We start from the raw sequence: 17164 nt of genomic DNA, 5'->3' as shown, positions 1-17164 counted from the left end.
GGCCTATCCGATGCCCGCGAGCGGCACAGACAGTCCCTATCTCGTCAAGGGTGACAGCTGGGACGCCCTGTTCGACCGGCTTGATGCAAAACTATCCGCGCTGGGCGCGCGTAGCGGTGGGGTCAGGCTCGCTCCCGGCTTTGCAGCGGCGGCGAAGGAGAGCCTCGGCCGTTACGACGCCTATGCCAAGGCCGGCCGCGACGCCGATTTCGATCGGGGCGCGCAGCTGTACGACGTGCAGTGGCACAAGCTGTTTTCGGCCGCGCGTGAAGGGAGCCCTCACGGCGCCAACCCCTATCCCAATATCACCATGCACCCTTTTGCCGATGAAGGTCCCTATTATGCCTTCATCCTCGCCGCCGGCGCGCTCGACACCAATGGCGGCCCGCGCATCAACCACCATGCGCAGGTGCTGTCCGCGAATGGCGAACCGATCCCCGGGTTGTACGGCGCGGGCAACTGCATCGCGGCGCCAACCCGCAACGCCTATTATGGTGCAGGGGGCACGATCGGCCCGGCGCTGACCTTCGGCTACATCGCCGCTAACCACGCGCTGGGCAAATCGGTTTGAACCTTCCGACGCAAGAACGGCTCTTCCTTATACTTTAGGCTGAGTGCGGTCGCCGAGACCTTGCACAGGGCCGACCGTTAGGAAGAGCTTAAGAGAATTCGCAACACATCGTGCAAACGATGGCGCGCAAAAGTGCAAACGATAGCAGGCGAGGGGACGTGATGGGGGCAGCACGGGCGGAATGGTCAAACTCAAGGCTCGGGGCGTCCCATGCTTCGCGCACAGAGCCCATGCCGATGCCCCAGGGGAATGCCGCAATACGCTACCGCAAATTGCAACGGGACTGCCTTGCCGCCTGCGAGAATCTCGAACAGGTGGCTCAGATGGTCGTCGAAGCCGCGCTCGATATGATCCCCGCCGCGGATGGCGCAGTCTATGAGATGGTCGACGGGGATGAAGTGGTGCTGACCGCCTGTAGCGGCACCGTATCGGGATTTGCGGGGCATCGCATGCCTATCAAGGGCAGCCTCTCCGCCGGCGTCATGTTCAGCGGAAAGGCGGTCATTTGCGACGGCCTCCAGAACTCCTGTCCGGCAACAGCTGCAGCGTGCCGCCGCTTCAACATCTCCTCCCTGATCCTCGTTCCAGCAATCATCGGCAATCGGGTGCGAGGCGTGCTCAAGCTCGCATCGCATAGACCGTTCGCCTTCTCGAGCGACGATCTCGTGACAGGCGAATTGCTGGCTTATCCCTTGTGCGTCGCACTTTATGCGCAGGACGCCCGACAACAGCGCAACACGTCGGCTTCGCTGCATCGCCGGCTCCAGGCGATGTTCGAACAGGCCGCAGTGGGCGTGGCACTCGTCGATCTCGACGGCAGGCTGCTCCGGATCAACGATCGTTTCGCCGAAATCGTAGGCCGTGACAGGCGCGATCTAGAACAGATCGGCTTTCAGAACATCACCCATCCCGATGATCTTCTCGCCGATCTCGCAAATCTGGGCCGGCTACAACGTGGCGAGATCGACAGCTACACGATGGAAAAGCGCTATATCGGCGGCGATGAGGCGATCCGCTGGGCGCGGCTGACAGTAAACCTGATCGAAGGCGAGCGGCCGGAGGAAAATTTCTTCGTATCCGTTCTGGAAGATATCGGCGTTCAACGGCGCGCGCAGGAGGACGCCCAGTACGACCAGTTGACGCGCCTGCCCAACCGGCTTTCCGTGGCCGAATATCTACCCCAGGTTCTCGCACAATCATCGCAGGGCGTGGGGGTGGCCTTCATCGACCTCGACGGGTTCAAATCCGTGAACGACGCGCATGGCCATTTCACCGGAGACGAATGCCTGATCGAAGTTTCCAGGGTATTGCGCTCCCTGACAAGCAGTCGCGGCATGGCGGCAAGACTGTCCGGCGACGAGTTCGTCCTCATCCTTCCAGACATTGTCGAAGAGGAGTTCGACCGCTGCACCAAAGCGGCCCGAACGGGCATCTCCGCCCTTGGCGAAGCCCGGGGATGGCCGATCACCGCCAGCCTCGGGTCAGTTTTCTGCGGTGGAACGGACAGACTGGATGCCGCCGCCATAATGCATCTCGCAGACGAGCGCATGTATGCGGCGAAACGCGCGGACAAGGCTGCCCGCAACCATTGGGCGCCTTCGAGCGAATCCTCCGGCTGGTTCTGAAAAACGGCTGATCCGGGTAGACATGATCGACCGAGGGCCGTGACTTCCTTTTTACCGGCTGATCGGCTATAGCAGCCGCGCTGACGTCGTATGCGACGGATAACGGGCCGCTTTGGCTCCCCCTTGTCCCTTTCAAGCCTCACGAAGCCAGGATGTGCCGCTGTTGGCCCATGCCCGTCATATCTATGGGACAAGGATACTCCCCATGATCACCGGTACCGTCAAATTCTTCAATGTCGACAAGGGCTATGGCTTCATTTCGCCGGAAGACGGCAGCAGCGATGCTTTCGTCCATATTTCGGCCGTCGAGCGCGCGGGCATGCGCACCCTCGATCGTGACCAGCGCATTTCCTACGAGCTGGAAACCAACAATCGCGGCAAGACGAGCGCGGTAAACCTCCAGGCGGCGTGATGCAGGAAGCGGGCGTATTTCGATACGCCCGCCCTCTTCCTATCCCGCGACACAGAGGAACCGTCATGTCCAGAGCCGTCAACATTCAAGCCACACCCGACCATATCGCGCAGAGCTGCGCCAAGGTCGGCGCCAGCATCACCGCCATCGAGGTTCTGACCTCGGGTGGTTCGCGCGTCGTGTTGAGCAACGCCGCCGGCTGCGCCGCGATCACCCGCCATTATGGCGCCAAGGTGATCACGGGCCGCGTGGTGCGTCAGCCGCTGCGATCGCTGCACGGCTGACCCCTGGTCTTCCGGCCGCAGTCCGGTTCAGGGCTGCGGCAGGTGGCCGGCAATATGCAGCGCCAATATCTCGCGCTGCCGGTCTGCGGGCCATCGTTCGGGGTCATAGACCGCCTGGGTCGCGATCCCTGCTGCGGCGCTCAACAGCGCCTGCGCAATCAGAAACGACCCCTCACCCTCGACGATCCTGCCGGTGGAAATGATCGCCCGGTGGAACAGATCGACCGCTTCGCGGCTGCGCTGGCGTTGCTCGATCAGAAAGGCCTCGTCGGTGGTGGCGAGCCCCCAGAAGGCCAGCCATATTCGCCAGCTGTCCATCCGCTCCTCGTCTAGCGGCAGAACGCCCGACAATATCTCGGCCAGAGGACGCCCCGCCCCGGTCGCCGCGTCGACCCGCGACGAAGTCCGCTCCATGCACAGACGGTAAGCCGACAGCAGCAGTTCGTGCTTGCTGTGAAAATAATGCGAGACGATGGACGTGCTGCAGCCGGCGAGCGCAGCGATGTCGCGCACCTTGGTGCCTTCGAGTCCGCAGCGCGCGATCAGCGTCGCGGCTATCTCGGCAACCTGCCGCCGGCGGGCTTCGTGATCGACAATCTTGGGCATAAGCGCTTCGCACACTCCTCGGCGGCGTTTATGGCGATCTTGGTGCAGCGCAACAACTGCCTTCCCTCCACATAAAGGCCAGCTTGGCGGAGCGGTCCACACGCTGTCCAATGCAGCGATCGAAGTTCCCGCGAAAAGGGAAGGGTGGCGAGAGGATGCCGATGACCGAGACTGCAGGAAGCCTGTCGGCAGATCCCTTGATCGTCGCCACCTATTTCACTCTGGCGGGCGATGTGAACCCCTTTGCCGCCAGCACCGTCAGCCCGGTCCCCTTCGCTCTCCGCGCCGAGGCGGCCGGACGCGCCGGCTATCGCGGCATCGGGCTCGGCGCGCAGGACGTGCTGCATCTGATGAAGACATTGGGCCCCAGGGAAATCCGCATCATCGCCGAGGCCAATGGCCTCGAACTGATCGAGCTGGAGGTGCTGGTCGACTGGTATGCCTCTGGCGATCGCCGGGCGGAGTCGGACAAGCTGCGCGCCGCCCTGCTCGACGCTGCCGCAGATATCGGGGCGGTGCACCTCAAGGTCGGCGGGGACCTCGCCAATGGCGATTGGCCGATCGAGGGTGTGATCGAGGATTTCGCCGGTCTCTGCGACGATGCTGCGCGGGCCGGTACCGGCATCTGCATCGAAGTCTTTCCCGGAAGCTCGATCGCCAATCTCGACGTCGGCACCGCGATTGTCGCCGGTGCGGGGCGGCCGAACGGCGGCCTGCTGCTCGATATCTGGCACATGGTCCGTGGCGGCATCGATTTTGCCGACATCGCCAGGATGGATCCCGCCCATATCCTGCACGTCGAGATCGATGATGCTGACGCAGTCCAGCAAGGCTCGATCGTCGACGACACGATCGATCGCAGGCGCCTATGCGGCGAGGGCGAACTTCCCTTGCCCGCCTTCCTGCGGGCCATTGCGGAAACCGGCTATAACGGCGCCTGGGGCGTCGAGATATTGTCGGTCGAACAGCGGGCCCGAACTCCCGAAGAGGCGGCGCGACGCTCGTTCGAGACTGCGCGGCGCTATTTTCCGGGCCGGTGACGGGACATCCCCCTGATGGGTTACCGTAAAGCTGCCAGGTCTGCTTTATGGGACGTTCATCTTTCGCAGGCATAGCCATCCGCATCGCATCGGGTGGGTGGCGGCGTGCAGTCTCAGATTTTTCATGATCCGACCGGCAGACGGGCGGTCATCGTCCGCTGGATCATTCGCTTCGCAGCGCTTTCTGCCGCACTGGCCGTGCTCGTTCTTGGCGTCGCGCTGCTGACGATAGAACAACGCTCGGCTCCGGACTTGCCGGGCTTCACGCCGGCAGCCACTCCCCTGAAGACAGGCATCGTCCCGCCCGGGCGCGAGGATGCCGCGCCATGGCTTCCCTCTCAGCCGGCAGCGGCCCCGGCAGGAAGGTTGGAGCGCACCGGCTTCTACATGCCGTGGGATGCCGCCAGCCGGGAGTCGCTGACATCCCATGCCGGCGAGCTGGACTTCGTCGCGGCAGGGCTCGCGACCGTGCATGGCGCCGACCATCGCTGGCGCTGGGAAAGCGATCCGCATCTGCGGCAGGTGCTGGGCAGTCAGTCGCGCCGCAAGCTTCTGCTGATGGTACAGAATGTCAGTGTCGAAACCGGATGGGACGGAAAGAACAGCGCGCGACTCTTCGCCGACGCGCGGGCGAGCAGCCTGCTGATCGACCGGATCGACAAGGCCGCACGGGCCGAGAAGGCACGCGGCGTCCTACTCGATTTCGAAAATCTTCCGCCATCGGCGCATCGAGCCTATCGGAGCTTTCTGAAGCGCGCACGAAAGCGGCTCTCCGCCAGCGGACTGCTGTTGACGATCGCCGCGCCGGTGGGCGACCCAGAATGGGCGCTCGGCCGCTACGCGCCCTTGGTCGACCGGCTGTTCCTTATGGCCTATGACGAGCATTGGCCCGAAGGCGAGCCCGGGCCTATCGCATCGCAGGCCTGGTTTGCCGACGTCGTCGGCCGCGCCGTCGCCGAAACGGGCCGGGACAAGGCAATCGTCGCGATCGGCAACTATGCCTATGACTGGGGCAAGGGCGTCGCCGAGCCTCTGACCGTCGCGCAGGCCTGGGAGCGGGCCACCGCCGCTGGCACCCTGCCCCGCTTCGACCGGGCGACGGGCAACAGTCATGTCGACTACCGCAGGGACGGCGTGGCTCACACCCTTTGGATATTGGATGCTCTCAGCGCCTGGAACGACCTCCAGACGACCAGGCATCTCGGCGCCCGAGGCGTGGCCCTGTGGCGGCTGGGCAGTGAGGATCCCGGCTTCTGGCAGGTCCTCGCCACACCTGCGGGCGGCGTTCCCGAAATCGGCACGATGCCCAACCGAGACAATGTCCAGCTACTCGGCAATGGCGAGATATTGCGCCTGGCCCGGCGCGCCGAGCCGGGTCGGCGGGACCTGCCGATCGGGGAGGATGGCCTGATCCGCGATGCCCGCTATCACGCCCTGCCCTCCCACAACATCATCCAGCGAGCGGGGCTGCAGCCGCGCCTCGTCGCCCTGACCTTCGACGATGGTCCGGACCCGCGCTGGACACCGCAGATACTCGACGTTCTCAAGCGTGAAAGCGTACCGGCCACCTTCTTCGTGACCGGTGCAAATGCGCTCGGCGAGGCGGCTCTTCTTCGCCGGATCGTCGAAGAGGGGAGCGAACTTGGCAATCATTCGACCACGCATCCGGATCTCGACCGCCTGCCCGAAGCGGCGATACGGTTCGAGATCAACACCACCCAGCGGCTGGTCGAAAGCTATACCGGTCGGTCGATGCGCCTGTTCCGCGCACCCTATCTGGGTGACGCCGAACCGAACAGGGCGGCCGAACTGCGGGCTTCGACTGTCGCCGCAGAAATGGGCTATCTCTCGGTCGGCCTCAACGTCGATCCGCTCGACTGGACCGCGACGACGCCGGACCGGATCGTGCGGCGAACGGTCGATCAGGTCCTGTCGGGCAAAGGCGTTCGCGCGACCCAGATCGTGCTGCTGCACGATTCGGGCGGCGATCGCAGCGCGACGGTGGCGGCTCTCCCCGGGATCATCGCCGAGTTGCGCGCGCAGGGATACACTTTCGTCACCGTATCGCGGCTGGCTGGACTGAACCGCGACGCGGCCATGCCGCCGCTGGCCGGCGCCCATGGCATGGCCGCGGACGGGGCCAGCGGCCTGTTCGGCTTTCTCGCCCTGGCGGGCAAGACGCTCGGCATCCTCTTCTTCGTCGCGATCGGCCTCGGCATGACGCGCGCTCTCATCATGACGGTGCTGGCGCTGGTGCAGGCACGTCGTCCAGGTCCGCCTGACGCAGCACCGCATCTGGTCCCCGCTTTCGTCTCGGTGCTCATTCCCGCCTATAATGAGGAGAAGGTCATCGAAGCGTCGGTGCACCGTGTGCTCGGGAGCGCGGGGCCGCGCATCGAGGTGATCGTCATCGACGACGGATCGACAGATCGCACCGGTCGGATCGTCGCCGACGCTTTCGGAATGGACCCGCGCGTGACGCTGTTGAGCCTGCCCAATGGCGGCAAGGCGCGCGCTCTCAACGAAGGCCTGCGACTGGCGAAGGGCGAGATCGTGATCGCGCTCGATGCCGATACGCAGTTCGAAGTCGATACGATCGCACGGCTCACGCGCTGGTTCGCCGATCCCGCAATCGGTGCCGTCGCCGGCAATGCGAAGATCGGCAACCGGGTCAATCTCGTGACCCGCTGGCAGGCGCTCGAATATGTCACGGCACAGAATCTCGAACGCCGCGCACTCGCTGCGCTCGGGGCGGTGACCGTGGTGCCGGGTGCCGTCGGTGCCTGGCGCCGTGCCGCGCTCGACGAGGTCGGCGGCTATCCCCACGACACGCTTGCGGAGGATCAGGACCTCACCATCGCGATCCGGCGCGCTGGGTGGAAAGTCGCCTGCGACAGCGACGCCATCGCCTGGACCGAAGCCCCCGACAGCTTCCGCGCGCTGTTCCGGCAACGCTATCGCTGGGCATTCGGGACCCTGCAATGCCTGTGGAAGCATCGCGGGATCTTTCTGACCGGGCGGCCTCGCGGGCTGGCCCTGGTGGGCCTGCCGCAGGCCTGGCTGTTCCAGATCGGGCTAGGGCTGGTGTCGCCGCTGATCGACCTGGCCTTGATCGTCAGCATCGCCGACACATTGTTCCGCACCGCCAATCACGGCTTCGCCATGATGGAACAGGATCTGCGGACGATGCTCGCCTTCTGGCTGGCTTTCGCCGCCGTCGACGCGGCCAGTGCCTGGGTCGCCTATCGGCTGGACGGGCGCGAGGGCCGGCTTCCGCTCCTTCGTCTGCTGGCGCAGCGCTTCGGCTATCGGCAACTGCTCTATGCCGTGGTGCTAAGGGCAGTGATGTCGGCGCTGCGTGGGCCACGCGTCGGCTGGGGCAAGCTCGATCGCAGCGGCATAATCCAGATTCCGTTCGACGCGGACCGGCCAAAGGCGGCACGCGGCGGTCAGGCGCCTCGGCTCGACAAGGCAGCCTGAAAGGGCTGTCGAGGCACCGCCGTCACCGGCCGCAGAAATGCCCGCCATTTCGCGGTTGATAAAACCCTATTTCATGTGAATATGGCTATAATGCGTGTTTGCTGGGGTCAGAACGTCGTCAGGCTTTCGGCGAAAGGCCACGCCATCTTGCCTTAGCGGTCGACGGCGGCACCACCCCCGGGATAGGCAGACCGGCGTCGGTCCGCGCGACGGCGGAAGTTGGAATTGGGGGACGTGCGTTGACGGACATCATGACGGTCGCCGAGCAGTATCTTCTGCCTGCTGCGCTGTGGCTCATCATGTTTTCGATGGGCGTCGGTCTTGTGCCGCGCGACTTCGCCCGCATCGTCGAGAACAGCCGCGCCTTTCTGGTGGGAGTCGGCAGCATGTTGCTGCTGGTCCCGCTGTTCGGCACCGCGCTGGCCGTCGGCTTCGCGCCGACGCCCGCTTTGATGATGGGCTTCATCCTGCTGGCGACCTGTCCCGGCGGAATATTGTCGAACCTGCTGACCGATCTTGCGCGAGGCAATGTCGCCCTGTCGGTGTCGATGAGCCTGTTCGTCAGCGTCGTCTACATCTTCACACTCCCGTTCATCACCTATTTCGGGCTGCAGTTCGTGTTCGGTGCGGGTCAGTCGATCACCGTGCCTGTGGGGGAATCGATCAGCAAGATCCTGTCGATCACCGTCATCCCCGTCGCTACCGGCATGCTTTGCCGGCACTTCCTGCCCGCCTTCGCCCTGCGCATCGAACCATCGGTCAAGACGCTGTCGACCAGCGTGCTCGTGGTCGTGTTCGGCATGATCGTCGCGCAGCAATGGGAAACGCTCAAGCAGTCTTTCGGCATCGTCCTCGCGATCGTCGTGGCGATGAACGTCTGCAATCTCGGCATCGCCTTCCTGGCCTGCCACCTGGCGCGGATCGGGCGGCGCGAGCGCATCGCGATCGCGATGGAACATATCGTGCGTCAGGAAGCGACCGCGATCTTCGTCGCGGTGACCTTGCTCGGCCGCAACGACATGTCGCTGCCGATGATCATCAACACCTTCATAGGCATGGCGGTCGGCATTCCCTTCGTCACCTGGTTGCGCACCCGTGCCGCGCGGCGCGACGAGGTCGGTGTCACGGCGTCGCCCGCCCCCATCAATCGGAGCTAAAAGATGGACCTGAAAAGACTCTCCTCGGGATCGCCGTTCGAGGAGCTCGCCGCCTATTCCCGCGCGGTCGTCGACGATCTGTACATCCATGTGTCGGGCACCGTCGGTCCCGATCCAGAGACCGGCGCAATGCCCGAGGACCCCGCCGAGCAGGCGCGCAATATCCTGCGGCTGCTGGCCACGGTGCTGGCAGCCGAGGGCGCCGACTTCAGCCATGTCGTGCGTAACCGCGTCTTCCTGACCGATGCGTCCGACGTGATGGCAGTGGCCGCTGTCCTGCGCGACTATTTCGCAGACTGCCGACCGGCGAATACGACCCTGATCAACGGCATTCCGGCACCCGGCGCGAAAGTCGAGATCGAGATTACCGCGCGCCGCCCCGCCGCCTGAGCGCGCCGCCGCCGCCAACGCCCCCCCCTGACAGGATTCATGATGACCAAGCTTGCCCACCGCATCACCGGCACGTCGAAGAAGAGCTATGGCATGTACGAGCAGGCGCTGCGGATCGACACCGAAGACCTGATCCACCTCGAACTCGGACGGCCGGTCCACGACACGCCCGCACTGATCAAGGATGCGGCGATCCAGGCGTTGCGCGACGGCCATGTCCATTATGGCGACCTGATGGGTGAACGCGCGCTGCGCTCCGCGCTGTCGGCGAAACTGCGCGACTTCAACGCGATCGACGCCTCGCCCGATGAAATCCTGATCACCAACGGCCTGACCCAGGGCTCCTTCGCCGCCTTCATGGCGCTGGTGAACCCCGGCGACGAAGTGATCCTGCTCGATCCTTATTACCCGCAGCATGTCGGCAAGGTCGAACTCGCAGGCGGAAGGATCGTCACCGTCCCGCTCGACGCGGCCAACGACTTCTCGATCCGGGCCGACTGGATCGAGGACGCCATCACCGATGCGACGCGAATGATCGTGATCGTCAACCCCGCCAACCCGACCGGACGCGTCTATTCGCGTGCGGAACTCGAAGCCTTGGCCGAAGTGGCGATCCGCCACGACCTGATCGTCGTTTCCGACGAGGTGTACGAATATATCACCTTCGGCGCGCAGCATGTCAGCATCGCTTCGCTGCCCGGCATGAGGGAGCGTACAGTGTCGCTGTTCGCCTTCACCAAGGCCTATGCGATGGACGGCTGGCGGCTCGGCTATGCCGTCGCGGCGCCCGATATCATGGCCGGCCTCGTCAAGATTTCGACCAGCGCCGTCACCCATGTGAACAGCTTCATCCAGTTCGGAGCGCTCGCCGCCGTAACCGAAGGCTCCGGGGAGATGCAGGCGATGGTCGACGATGATCGTCGCAAGCGCGATCTGGTCGTCGGCCGGCTGAACCAGATGCCGAACGTGCGCTGCGCGGAGCCGCAAGGAACCATCTATGCCTTCCCCGACATAAGCGCGACCCGCATTCCCGCGCAGGACCTTGCGGAGCGACTGCTGTTGGAGGCCCATGTCGTGGTAGAAGCTGGCAGCTTCTACGGCGCCGCCGGCGAAGGCCATTTACGCATCTGCTTCGGATCGGAATCCGAAGACAGGATCAGCGAAGCGATGGATCGCCTCGCCCGCTTCTTCAACTCGCTCTGACCGGATCGGCCGTCCATTGCGGGGATTACCAGCAGGCGGGTGGTTTCCGTTTCGGCATGGCTGTGTTCTTTTAGAAGCGTGATGAAGCGAGGCTCTACCTTTGGCGGATATACATATGCGGCGGAGCGGCTAATCTTCCTTGGGGGCAATAGCGACAGATTTGACAGCTGTCGCAGTGGGATCGGGTGGAGCGGATGGCATTGGCGGGTAATCAGGCAGTGAAGACGGCGAAGGGCACGGCGGGGGAGCCGGGGGACAGAAGCGTCTATGACCCGAGCAATCCCAGCTTCCGACTGGAAAACTCGCCCTTCTATCTGATGGCGCACGCCGACTTCAAATATCACGAGGACATGGACAAGGTGCTGCACAAGCACGGCGTGTCCAAGCCGATCTACCGCGTGATGACGGTTCTGCGGGAACGCGAGCCCGCGAGCATCGGCGCGATCGCCGAGGCGGCGCTGACCAAGCGCTCCACCGTGAGCCGGATCATCGATCGCATGGCCGAACAAGGGCTGGTCTCGACCGAGCCCAATGCCGAGGACAATCGCATCACCGAGGTCAGACTGACTGAGGAAGGACGCCAGCTTCTCGCCAAGCTTACCCCGATCGTTGGCCGTCAGTTCGTGCGCGCGATGGAGGGCGTCAGTGATCGCGACCTTGGCGTGCTTCTGCGGACCTTGCAGAAGATCAGCGCCAATCTGTCGAAGCTACCGATCGAGTAGGCCGTCTTCTGCGCCTGCACCTGTCAGGCCTAGACGTGCTGCGACGGTGTCGATCGCGGTTCCCGGCTTCACCAGCAGCCAGCGTTCCGGTGAGCGCGCGTCGATCGCGACGACGCGGCCCTTGGGGCATAGTTTGAGGCAGGGCGTCTCGACCACGCCAAAATCGGCCTTGCGACCCTTGCGGCGATTGCCGAGCGCTCGCAGTGCCTTTGCCAAGGCTATGCGCCCGTCGGGACCGAAGCCACCTCCGACACGCTTGCTGCACTTGCGGCAAACGAGCGCCAGGCCCGTCCAGTTCGATTGCACATGATCCGGCATGGTGGTTCCAACGCCCGAACGCGCTATCGGGCCCCCGTCCGCCGGGAGCCGCCATAAAAAAGGGGCGACATCGCTGCCGCCCCCCTTTGTCCATGAAGTGCCGAAGGCGATCAGCCGTTCAGCGCATCCTTGAGCGCCTTGGCGGCGGTGAAGGAGATCTTCTTGGAAGCGGCGATCGTCAGCGTCGCACCCGTGGCCGGGTTGCGGCCCTCGCGTGCAGGACGGTCGGTAACCTTGAACTTGCCGAAGCCCGGCAGCGAAACTTCTTCGCCCTTCTGGGCAGCGTCGGTGATGGCCTTGAGGGCCGCATCAAGGACGCGCTTGGCGGCGGCCTTGTCGATCCCCTGTTCGGCGGCGACAACGCCAGCGATGTCGGCAGTGTTCATGATCACTCCTGGTCTTGCTTGATGAAAAATCCCTATGCGCCGGGGTCCGACGCAAGGCGCCTCTTGTGCGCGGCTCTTTCTTGTGGAGCAATTGGAAAGTCGCCCGAAATCCGGAAAAAAACGGGCCTAGATCGTTTTTCTCATCTTTTTTTCGACGAGACGCCCCAAGCGCGCGCCGCATCCCCGTTCAGCTAGGATCAATTTTGGTCGACGATTGCCGAAACAAGCAGTTTGTCGATGCGCCGTCCATCCATGTCGACGATTTCGAAGCGCCATGCCTTATAGTCGAACGACTCGCCTGTGACGGGCAGATGCTTGAGCCGCCAGAGCGCCAGCCCTGCAACGGTCGCGAAGTCGCGATCCTCGGGAAGTTCCAGTCCCAGTTTCTCCGCGAGGGTGTCGGCAGACGCGGTACCCGACACGAGAAGGCTGCCATCCTCGCGTTCGACGAAGGCCGGATCGGTATCGTCGTCCTTGTCCGACGCGAACTCGCCTGCGATCGCCGCCAGGAGGTTCGCCGGTGCGACCAAGCCTTCGAAGTGACCATATTCGTCGTACACGAAAGCCATCGGCACCTCCGCCTCGCGCAGAGCCTTGAGAGCATCCATCGCGTCGACATGGTCGGGCAACACGATGCCCTTCTTGAGCATCGACCTGAGATCGATTTCTGCGCCGGCGAGAAGGGCACGCACCAGATCACGCGCGTGGATCACGCCCAGCAGCTGGTCGACCGAGCTGTCGCCTACCGGCATGCGCGTATGGGGCAGTTCGGCGAGTTGCGCGCGGATCGCATCGATATCGTCGTTGATGTCGATCCACTCGACCTCGGTCCGCGGGGTCATCACCTCGCGCACGGGTCGATCCGCCAGACGGACGACGCCCGAGATGATCGCCCGCTCGCTCTCCTCGATTACGCCTGCCGAGGACGCTTCGGCCACGATCAGGTGAAGCTCCTCGGCGGTCACGTGACTTTCGGATTCGCGGTTCAGGCCGAGGATCTTGAAGACGAGCCCGCTGGTCTTGTCGAGCAGCCACACGAACGGTGCTGTCAGCCGCGAAAGCCACAGCATCGGCACCGCGAGTAAGGCCGCAATCGGCTCCGGCGCACGCAGCGCAAATTGCTTGGGCACCAGTTCGCCGACGATCAGCGACAGGAAGGTGGTGACGGCGATGACCAGTGCGAAGCCCGCCTCCGCGCTGCTCCGTTCGGGCACGCCCAGCATTGCGAGCCGCTCGCCCACAGGCCCGCCAAGGCTGGCCCCCGAATAGGCACCGGCGAGAATACCGATCAGGGTGATGCCGATCTGCACGGTCGACAGGAACTTGCCGGGATCGGCGGCCAGCAGGATCGCCGTCCTGGCGCCCCGTCGTCCAGCCCGATCCATTGCTTCGAGCCGAGCCTTGCGCGCGGAAACGATCGCAAGTTCGGACATGGCGAACACACCGTTGAGCGCGATCAACGCCACGATCACGACAAGGTCGAACCAGGGGAAAGGGGTCAGGGGGGCTGTGTGCGGCATGGCGCTTGCCATGCTCATGACGTGTATTTCGGATTTTGCCAACCGGTGACGTGGATCATCGCCGCGCGACGAAGAAGTTTCGCAATTGCTGGGCGGCCTCTGCTTCGCCGATCCCGCCATAGACTTCGGGCCGGTGCAGGCAGGTCGGCTGCTGAAAAAATCGCGGTCCGTTGACGACGGCACCGCCCTTCTGATCCTCGGCAGCGAAATAAAGCCGGCGCACCCTGGCGTGCGAGATCGCGCCTGCGCACATCGCGCACGGCTCGAGCGTCACATAGAGGTCGCAATCGTCGAGGCGGTGAAGGTCGAGCGTCCGGCACGCCTCGCGAATGGCTTCCATCTCGGCATGGGCGGTCGGATCACGCCGGGCGGCCATTACGTTGACTGCCGTCGCCACGACCTCGCCGTCACGCATCACTACTGCTGCCACGGGCACCTCGCCCTCCTGTGCCGCGCGAGCGGCCAGGTCGAGTGCGAGACGCATCGCCGGGGGTAGCGGGAAAGCCATGCCCCATCCTCTAGCCGTTTTGACGGTCCGCGAAAGCCATCGCTGGCGATCCGTCCGATCGCGGCACCGCCATAAAACAAAAGCGCCGCCCCGGTCCGGAGCGACGCTTGTGTTCGATTCGACCTGACGACGCTATGTCCCAGGTCGGCAATGCTCAGACGGCTTAGTTCGCCTTCTGGACGTCGACCGTGGGAACCTTGATCTCTTCCTTGGTGGTGCCGACCTCGACCTTGGGAACGGTGATGTCAGTGGTCTTGGTGTCGACGTCCACCTTGGCGGTGTCGACGTCGAAAGCCGGCGCCTGGCCGCCCTCAACCGCCACTTCCGGCAGCTTGGTTTCGCGGGTCTGATTGACGTCGATCAGCCCGAACGCGAAAGCGGCGACGATGGCGACGATGGCGACGACGGCGACGATCAGACCGACGCGCAGGCCATTGCCGCGGCTGGCCGGTTCGCGATATTCATTGGTGGTGTTCATAGCTTCCTCCTGCTCCCTGTTGGGCAGGGGATGTAACGAACATGTCGTTATGCGGTTGCATCGACCGGAAGCCATGTCTGTCAGGCGGGTTGACGAATCCCCTCGCGACCGTTATCCGCCGCCACTTTCCGGGCAACCCGAACATTCAGGACGAAGAACAATGTCGCGCATCTGCGAGCTGACCGGCAAGGGCCGCCAAGTGGGCAACAACGTTTCCCACGCCAACAACAAGACGAAGCGCACCTTTCTGCCGAACCTGCAGAACGTCACGCTGATCTCCGATTCGCTCGGCAAGGGCGTGAAGCTGCGGGTTTCGACCCATGGTCTTCGCTCGGTCGAGCATGTCGGCGGCCTCGACAACTGGCTGCTCAAGACCTCGGACGAGCAGCTTTCGCTGCGCGCCCGCCGCCTGAAGCGCGACGTCGCCAAGAAGCAGCAGGCCGCCGCCTGATTTGCTTCCGCTTCGGCGGAGGGTGAAAGATTGTAACCGGGGCCTCGCGAGGGGCTCCGGTTTTTCCGTGTCTGCGGACCTTTCGGCCAGACGCTTCAGTCGAGCTCGAATTTGAGCAGCAGGGTGCGCTCGATCGGTACCTGATTATCGTCCGAGATAAGCCAGAGCATCGTCCGCCCACCCTCCAGCGTAGCTGTGATCCCTTCCATGTTGTCGATGTTGAGCGGCGGCGCGAACGCACCCAGCATCTCTCCGGGCACCGTGGCACCCGGCACGATCTTCGCGGGATCGACGATCGTCAGCGCCGCCGAGAAGCCGTCCAGAAGGCCGAATCGGCGGTTCAGGACAATGATTCGTCCATCCGGAAGCAGCGCAGCGTCGCTCGGTACATAGCCTTTGGGTGGTCGGTAGCCGAATTGATAAGGCCGGTTGCGCGACTGGCTCGGGTCGCCGGGGAACATCAGCGCGGCCTTTACGCCCGGCGCGATCATCTTCCCCTCCGCAAAGATCACGAAGCGACCGCCGTCGAGCCTGACCATCGCCTCCGCCCCGGAATTTCGCGCCCAGTTGGCCATTGCGGGCGGCCAGCCCGTCGACAGCACCGTCGACAGGTCTGCCGAATAGCGGATGACCGCGTTGCGATATTCATATCCTACCCAGACATCCCCTTCCGGACCGATCGCCATCGATTCGGCGTCACGGTCACGCTTGTTGCCCGTCGGGCCGGGAAAGCCGGGCAGATTGCCGAAGCGCGTCCGCACGAGCTGCCCCCGCTCCATGGTGAAGCGCAGATATTGGCCGGTGTCCGCGATCGTCAGAAAATCCCGGCCATCTCCGTGCAGCGCCGAATAGCCGCCGAAGTTGCGCTGGCGACTGGTCAGATGCCAGCCACCGACATAGCGCAGCCGCCCGAAACGTCGCCTTTCCGGAGCGGAGGGGTCGAGCGGGACGGCGGTTGCGACGACGCGCTCTGTCGAGGATTCGGGGAAGCTGGCCGAACTGGGCAGAAGGCAGAAAAGCAGTGCGGCGTGCAGCTTTCTCATGCGCCCGCGAATAGCGGCTGATCCCGTGATTCCCAAGGCAATTGCGCCCGAACGCCGCCCGGTGCGCTGCGCGAAACATGAACGCCCGCCAACAACGGCGTTCAGCCTCGGCTCACGCGAATCATGGGAAAAGCGTCTCATCGATCGACCCCGCCGATCCACAGGGGTTTCGCCCCGAGGGACGGATGGTCGAGGAGGAGGTTTTATGTTGCGCAAGATTCTCGCGGCCGTTGCCGCCACCACTGCTGTCTTCACGGCGACCGTCCCGATGGCGGCTCAGGCCCAATATTATGGTGGCCGTTACGAGCAGGTCCGCGACTGGCGCGGCGACCGTGGCTATTATGGCGATCGCGGCTATCGCCGGGACGGCTATTACAGGGATCGTGGCTATAGCCGGGACCGCGGCTATTATCGCGGCGATCGTGGTCGCTGCCGCGACAAGGGCACCGGCGGTACGATCATCGGCGCCATCGCCGGCGGCCTGCTGGGCCATGAGATCGGCAATGGCCGCTATGATCGCGGCGACGGCACGACCGGCGCCATTCTCGGCGCGGGCGTAGGCGCCTTGGCCGGCCGCGCGATCGACCGCAACTGCTGAGCATAGGCAGGGTCCGGCGCCAGCCGCCGGACCTAACCCCATCCCCTAATCAGTTCCCCGCGTGGCGTTGTGGGGAGGAGGGTCGTCGTCTCGCTGGAGGAGGCGGCGGCCCTCCACTTACGTGTTTACCGCGCCAAGCCTGAGACAGAAGCCGGAGCCTGCCAGGGCTCCGCAAGCGCGATCGCGCGCCCGAGCTTATGCGAGGATAGACAAGCCGGACGGATGTCCGGCGCCCGGCACTTGAGGGCTCACACTATATTCAGCGCGGTTCCAGGTCGAACAGGGCCGCCAGTTGCTCGACCATCGTGCCGCCCAGCTGTTCGACGTCCATGATTGTCACCGCACGCTGATAATAGCGGGTCACGTCATGGC

At 64.2% G+C, this 17164-nt stretch carries 20 protein-coding genes; 12 read left to right on the top strand and 8 right to left on the bottom strand.

Translation table 11 applies throughout. The features are described from left to right. The 4 genes from KAY22_RS14275 to KAY22_RS14260 all read left to right on the top strand — a co-directional run. The coding region (locus KAY22_RS14275) for an FAD-binding protein (RefSeq protein ID WP_296624093.1) at nt 1–571 on the top strand (571 nt) is incomplete at its 5' end. 230 nt (nt 572–801) lie between these two features. Further along, nucleotides 802–2196, top strand: a complete 1395-nt coding sequence (locus KAY22_RS14270; RefSeq protein ID WP_296624092.1) for a diguanylate cyclase — start codon at nt 802–804, stop codon at nt 2194–2196. A gap of 205 nt (nt 2197–2401) precedes the next feature. Continuing rightward, nucleotides 2402–2608 (top strand): cold-shock protein, encoded by a 207-nt coding sequence (locus KAY22_RS14265; RefSeq protein WP_296624091.1) that lies wholly within the window; start codon nt 2402–2404, stop codon nt 2606–2608. Nucleotides 2609–2673: 65 nt separating this feature from the next. Further along, the gene (locus KAY22_RS14260) at nt 2674–2892 is read left to right on the top strand and encodes a hypothetical protein (protein ID WP_296624090.1); all 219 of its coding nucleotides are present in this window, start codon (nt 2674–2676) and stop codon (nt 2890–2892) included. A 27-nt stretch (nt 2893–2919) separates the two neighbouring features. Here KAY22_RS14260 and KAY22_RS14255 read toward each other — a convergent pair whose 3' ends face one another. Next, nucleotides 2920–3498: a TetR/AcrR family transcriptional regulator gene (locus tag KAY22_RS14255; RefSeq protein ID WP_296624089.1), complete on the bottom strand. Its 579-nt coding sequence runs from the start codon at nt 3496–3498 to the stop codon at nt 2920–2922. A 161-nt stretch (nt 3499–3659) separates the two neighbouring features. Here KAY22_RS14255 and KAY22_RS14250 point away from each other — a divergent pair, with 161 nt between their 5' ends. From KAY22_RS14250 to KAY22_RS14225, 6 genes are all read left to right on the top strand, one after another. Continuing rightward, entirely contained in the window at nt 3660–4538 is an 879-nt protein-coding gene (locus KAY22_RS14250) for a sugar phosphate isomerase/epimerase (RefSeq protein WP_296624088.1), read from the top strand. Nucleotides 4539–4643: 105 nt separating this feature from the next. Beyond that, complete coding sequence (locus tag KAY22_RS14245; RefSeq protein WP_296624087.1) at nt 4644–8018, top strand: glycosyltransferase; 3375 nt, start codon at nt 4644–4646, stop codon at nt 8016–8018. A gap of 239 nt (nt 8019–8257) precedes the next feature. Then, on the top strand, nt 8258–9175 hold the full coding sequence (locus tag KAY22_RS14240; RefSeq protein ID WP_296624086.1) for a bile acid:sodium symporter family protein: 918 nt from the start codon (nt 8258–8260) through the stop codon (nt 9173–9175). A 3-nt stretch (nt 9176–9178) separates the two neighbouring features. Continuing rightward, nucleotides 9179–9565, top strand: coding sequence for a RidA family protein (locus KAY22_RS14235; RefSeq protein ID WP_296624085.1), 387 nt, complete (start codon nt 9179–9181; stop codon nt 9563–9565). A gap of 39 nt (nt 9566–9604) precedes the next feature. Further along, nucleotides 9605–10768, top strand: a complete 1164-nt coding sequence (locus KAY22_RS14230; RefSeq protein WP_296624084.1) for an aminotransferase class I/II-fold pyridoxal phosphate-dependent enzyme — start codon at nt 9605–9607, stop codon at nt 10766–10768. A 194-nt stretch (nt 10769–10962) separates the two neighbouring features. Continuing rightward, nucleotides 10963–11490, top strand: a complete 528-nt coding sequence (locus KAY22_RS14225; RefSeq protein WP_296624083.1) for a MarR family transcriptional regulator — start codon at nt 10963–10965, stop codon at nt 11488–11490. Here KAY22_RS14225 and KAY22_RS14220 read toward each other — a convergent pair. The 5 genes from KAY22_RS14220 to KAY22_RS14200 form a co-directional block, all read right to left on the bottom strand. Continuing rightward, complete coding sequence (locus tag KAY22_RS14220) at nt 11476–11808, bottom strand: hypothetical protein (RefSeq protein WP_296624082.1); 333 nt, start codon at nt 11806–11808, stop codon at nt 11476–11478. The two genes, KAY22_RS14225 and KAY22_RS14220, sit on opposite strands and share 15 nt — an antisense overlap. 110 nt (nt 11809–11918) lie before the next feature. After that, on the bottom strand, nt 11919–12194 hold the full coding sequence (locus tag KAY22_RS14215) for an HU family DNA-binding protein (RefSeq protein ID WP_247710551.1): 276 nt from the start codon (nt 12192–12194) through the stop codon (nt 11919–11921). 197 nt (nt 12195–12391) lie between these two features. Continuing rightward, the gene (locus KAY22_RS14210; RefSeq protein ID WP_296624081.1) at nt 12392–13732 is read right to left on the bottom strand and encodes a hemolysin family protein; all 1341 of its coding nucleotides are present in this window, start codon (nt 13730–13732) and stop codon (nt 12392–12394) included. Nucleotides 13733–13769: 37 nt separating this feature from the next. Beyond that, nucleotides 13770–14222 carry a nucleoside deaminase gene (locus KAY22_RS14205; RefSeq protein ID WP_296624080.1) on the bottom strand — a complete coding sequence of 151 codons (453 nt, stop codon included), beginning with the start codon at nt 14220–14222 and terminating at the stop codon, nt 13770–13772. Nucleotides 14223–14385: 163 nt separating this feature from the next. After that, nucleotides 14386–14700, bottom strand: coding sequence for a hypothetical protein (locus tag KAY22_RS14200; RefSeq protein ID WP_296624079.1), 315 nt, complete (start codon nt 14698–14700; stop codon nt 14386–14388). Nucleotides 14701–14860: 160 nt separating this feature from the next. Between KAY22_RS14200 and rpmB the strand changes: the two genes are divergently transcribed. Then, a complete protein-coding gene (gene rpmB / locus KAY22_RS14195; RefSeq protein WP_165323937.1) occupies nt 14861–15151 on the top strand; it encodes a 50S ribosomal protein L28 in 291 nt (96 codons plus the stop codon). 95 nt (nt 15152–15246) lie between these two features. On the opposite strand, the gene KAY22_RS14190 is transcribed toward rpmB, so the two are convergent. Next, nucleotides 15247–16194, bottom strand: coding sequence for an esterase-like activity of phytase family protein (locus KAY22_RS14190; protein ID WP_296624078.1), 948 nt, complete (start codon nt 16192–16194; stop codon nt 15247–15249). Nucleotides 16195–16399: 205 nt separating this feature from the next. Between KAY22_RS14190 and KAY22_RS14185 the strand changes: the two genes are divergently transcribed. Beyond that, nucleotides 16400–16792 carry a glycine zipper 2TM domain-containing protein gene (locus tag KAY22_RS14185; protein WP_296624077.1) on the top strand — a complete coding sequence of 131 codons (393 nt, stop codon included), beginning with the start codon at nt 16400–16402 and terminating at the stop codon, nt 16790–16792. A 259-nt stretch (nt 16793–17051) separates the two neighbouring features. Here the strand turns inward: KAY22_RS14185 and KAY22_RS14180 are convergent. Next, nucleotides 17052–17164: hypothetical protein (locus KAY22_RS14180; protein ID WP_296624094.1), on the bottom strand; the 113-nt coding region annotated here is incomplete at its 5' end.

It is taken from the genome of Rhizorhabdus sp., from assembly GCF_018006725.1.
GTDB lineage: Bacteria > Pseudomonadota > Alphaproteobacteria > Sphingomonadales > Sphingomonadaceae > Rhizorhabdus.
This window is presented reverse-complemented; position numbering and strand designations above follow the sequence as displayed.

Excerpts from the sequence above, each read along its gene's own strand:
- KAY22_RS14220 (WP_296624082.1), bottom strand. The coding sequence starts at position 11,808 with ATGCCGGATCATGTGCAATCGAACTGGACGGGCCTGGCGCTCGTTTGC.
- KAY22_RS14235 (WP_296624085.1), top strand. The coding sequence starts at position 9,179 with ATGGACCTGAAAAGACTCTCCTCGGGATCGCCGTTCGAGGAGCTCGCC.
- KAY22_RS14230 (WP_296624084.1), top strand. The coding sequence starts at position 9,605 with ATGATGACCAAGCTTGCCCACCGCATCACCGGCACGTCGAAGAAGAGC.
- KAY22_RS14210 (WP_296624081.1), bottom strand. The coding sequence starts at position 13,732 with ATGAGCATGGCAAGCGCCATGCCGCACACAGCCCCCCTGACCCCTTTC.
- KAY22_RS14205 (WP_296624080.1), bottom strand. The coding sequence starts at position 14,222 with ATGGCTTTCCCGCTACCCCCGGCGATGCGTCTCGCACTCGACCTGGCC.
- KAY22_RS14225 (WP_296624083.1), top strand. The coding sequence starts at position 10,963 with ATGGCATTGGCGGGTAATCAGGCAGTGAAGACGGCGAAGGGCACGGCG.
- KAY22_RS14270 (WP_296624092.1), top strand. The coding sequence starts at position 802 with ATGCCGATGCCCCAGGGGAATGCCGCAATACGCTACCGCAAATTGCAA.
- KAY22_RS14215 (WP_247710551.1), bottom strand. The coding sequence starts at position 12,194 with ATGAACACTGCCGACATCGCTGGCGTTGTCGCCGCCGAACAGGGGATC.
- KAY22_RS14260 (WP_296624090.1), top strand. The coding sequence starts at position 2,674 with ATGTCCAGAGCCGTCAACATTCAAGCCACACCCGACCATATCGCGCAG.
- KAY22_RS14255 (WP_296624089.1), bottom strand. The coding sequence starts at position 3,498 with ATGCCCAAGATTGTCGATCACGAAGCCCGCCGGCGGCAGGTTGCCGAG.
- KAY22_RS14185 (WP_296624077.1), top strand. The coding sequence starts at position 16,400 with ATGTTGCGCAAGATTCTCGCGGCCGTTGCCGCCACCACTGCTGTCTTC.
- KAY22_RS14265 (WP_296624091.1), top strand. The coding sequence starts at position 2,402 with ATGATCACCGGTACCGTCAAATTCTTCAATGTCGACAAGGGCTATGGC.
- KAY22_RS14250 (WP_296624088.1), top strand. The coding sequence starts at position 3,660 with ATGACCGAGACTGCAGGAAGCCTGTCGGCAGATCCCTTGATCGTCGCC.
- KAY22_RS14200 (WP_296624079.1), bottom strand. The coding sequence starts at position 14,700 with ATGAACACCACCAATGAATATCGCGAACCGGCCAGCCGCGGCAATGGC.
- KAY22_RS14190 (WP_296624078.1), bottom strand. The coding sequence starts at position 16,194 with ATGAGAAAGCTGCACGCCGCACTGCTTTTCTGCCTTCTGCCCAGTTCG.
- rpmB (WP_165323937.1), top strand. The coding sequence starts at position 14,861 with ATGTCGCGCATCTGCGAGCTGACCGGCAAGGGCCGCCAAGTGGGCAAC.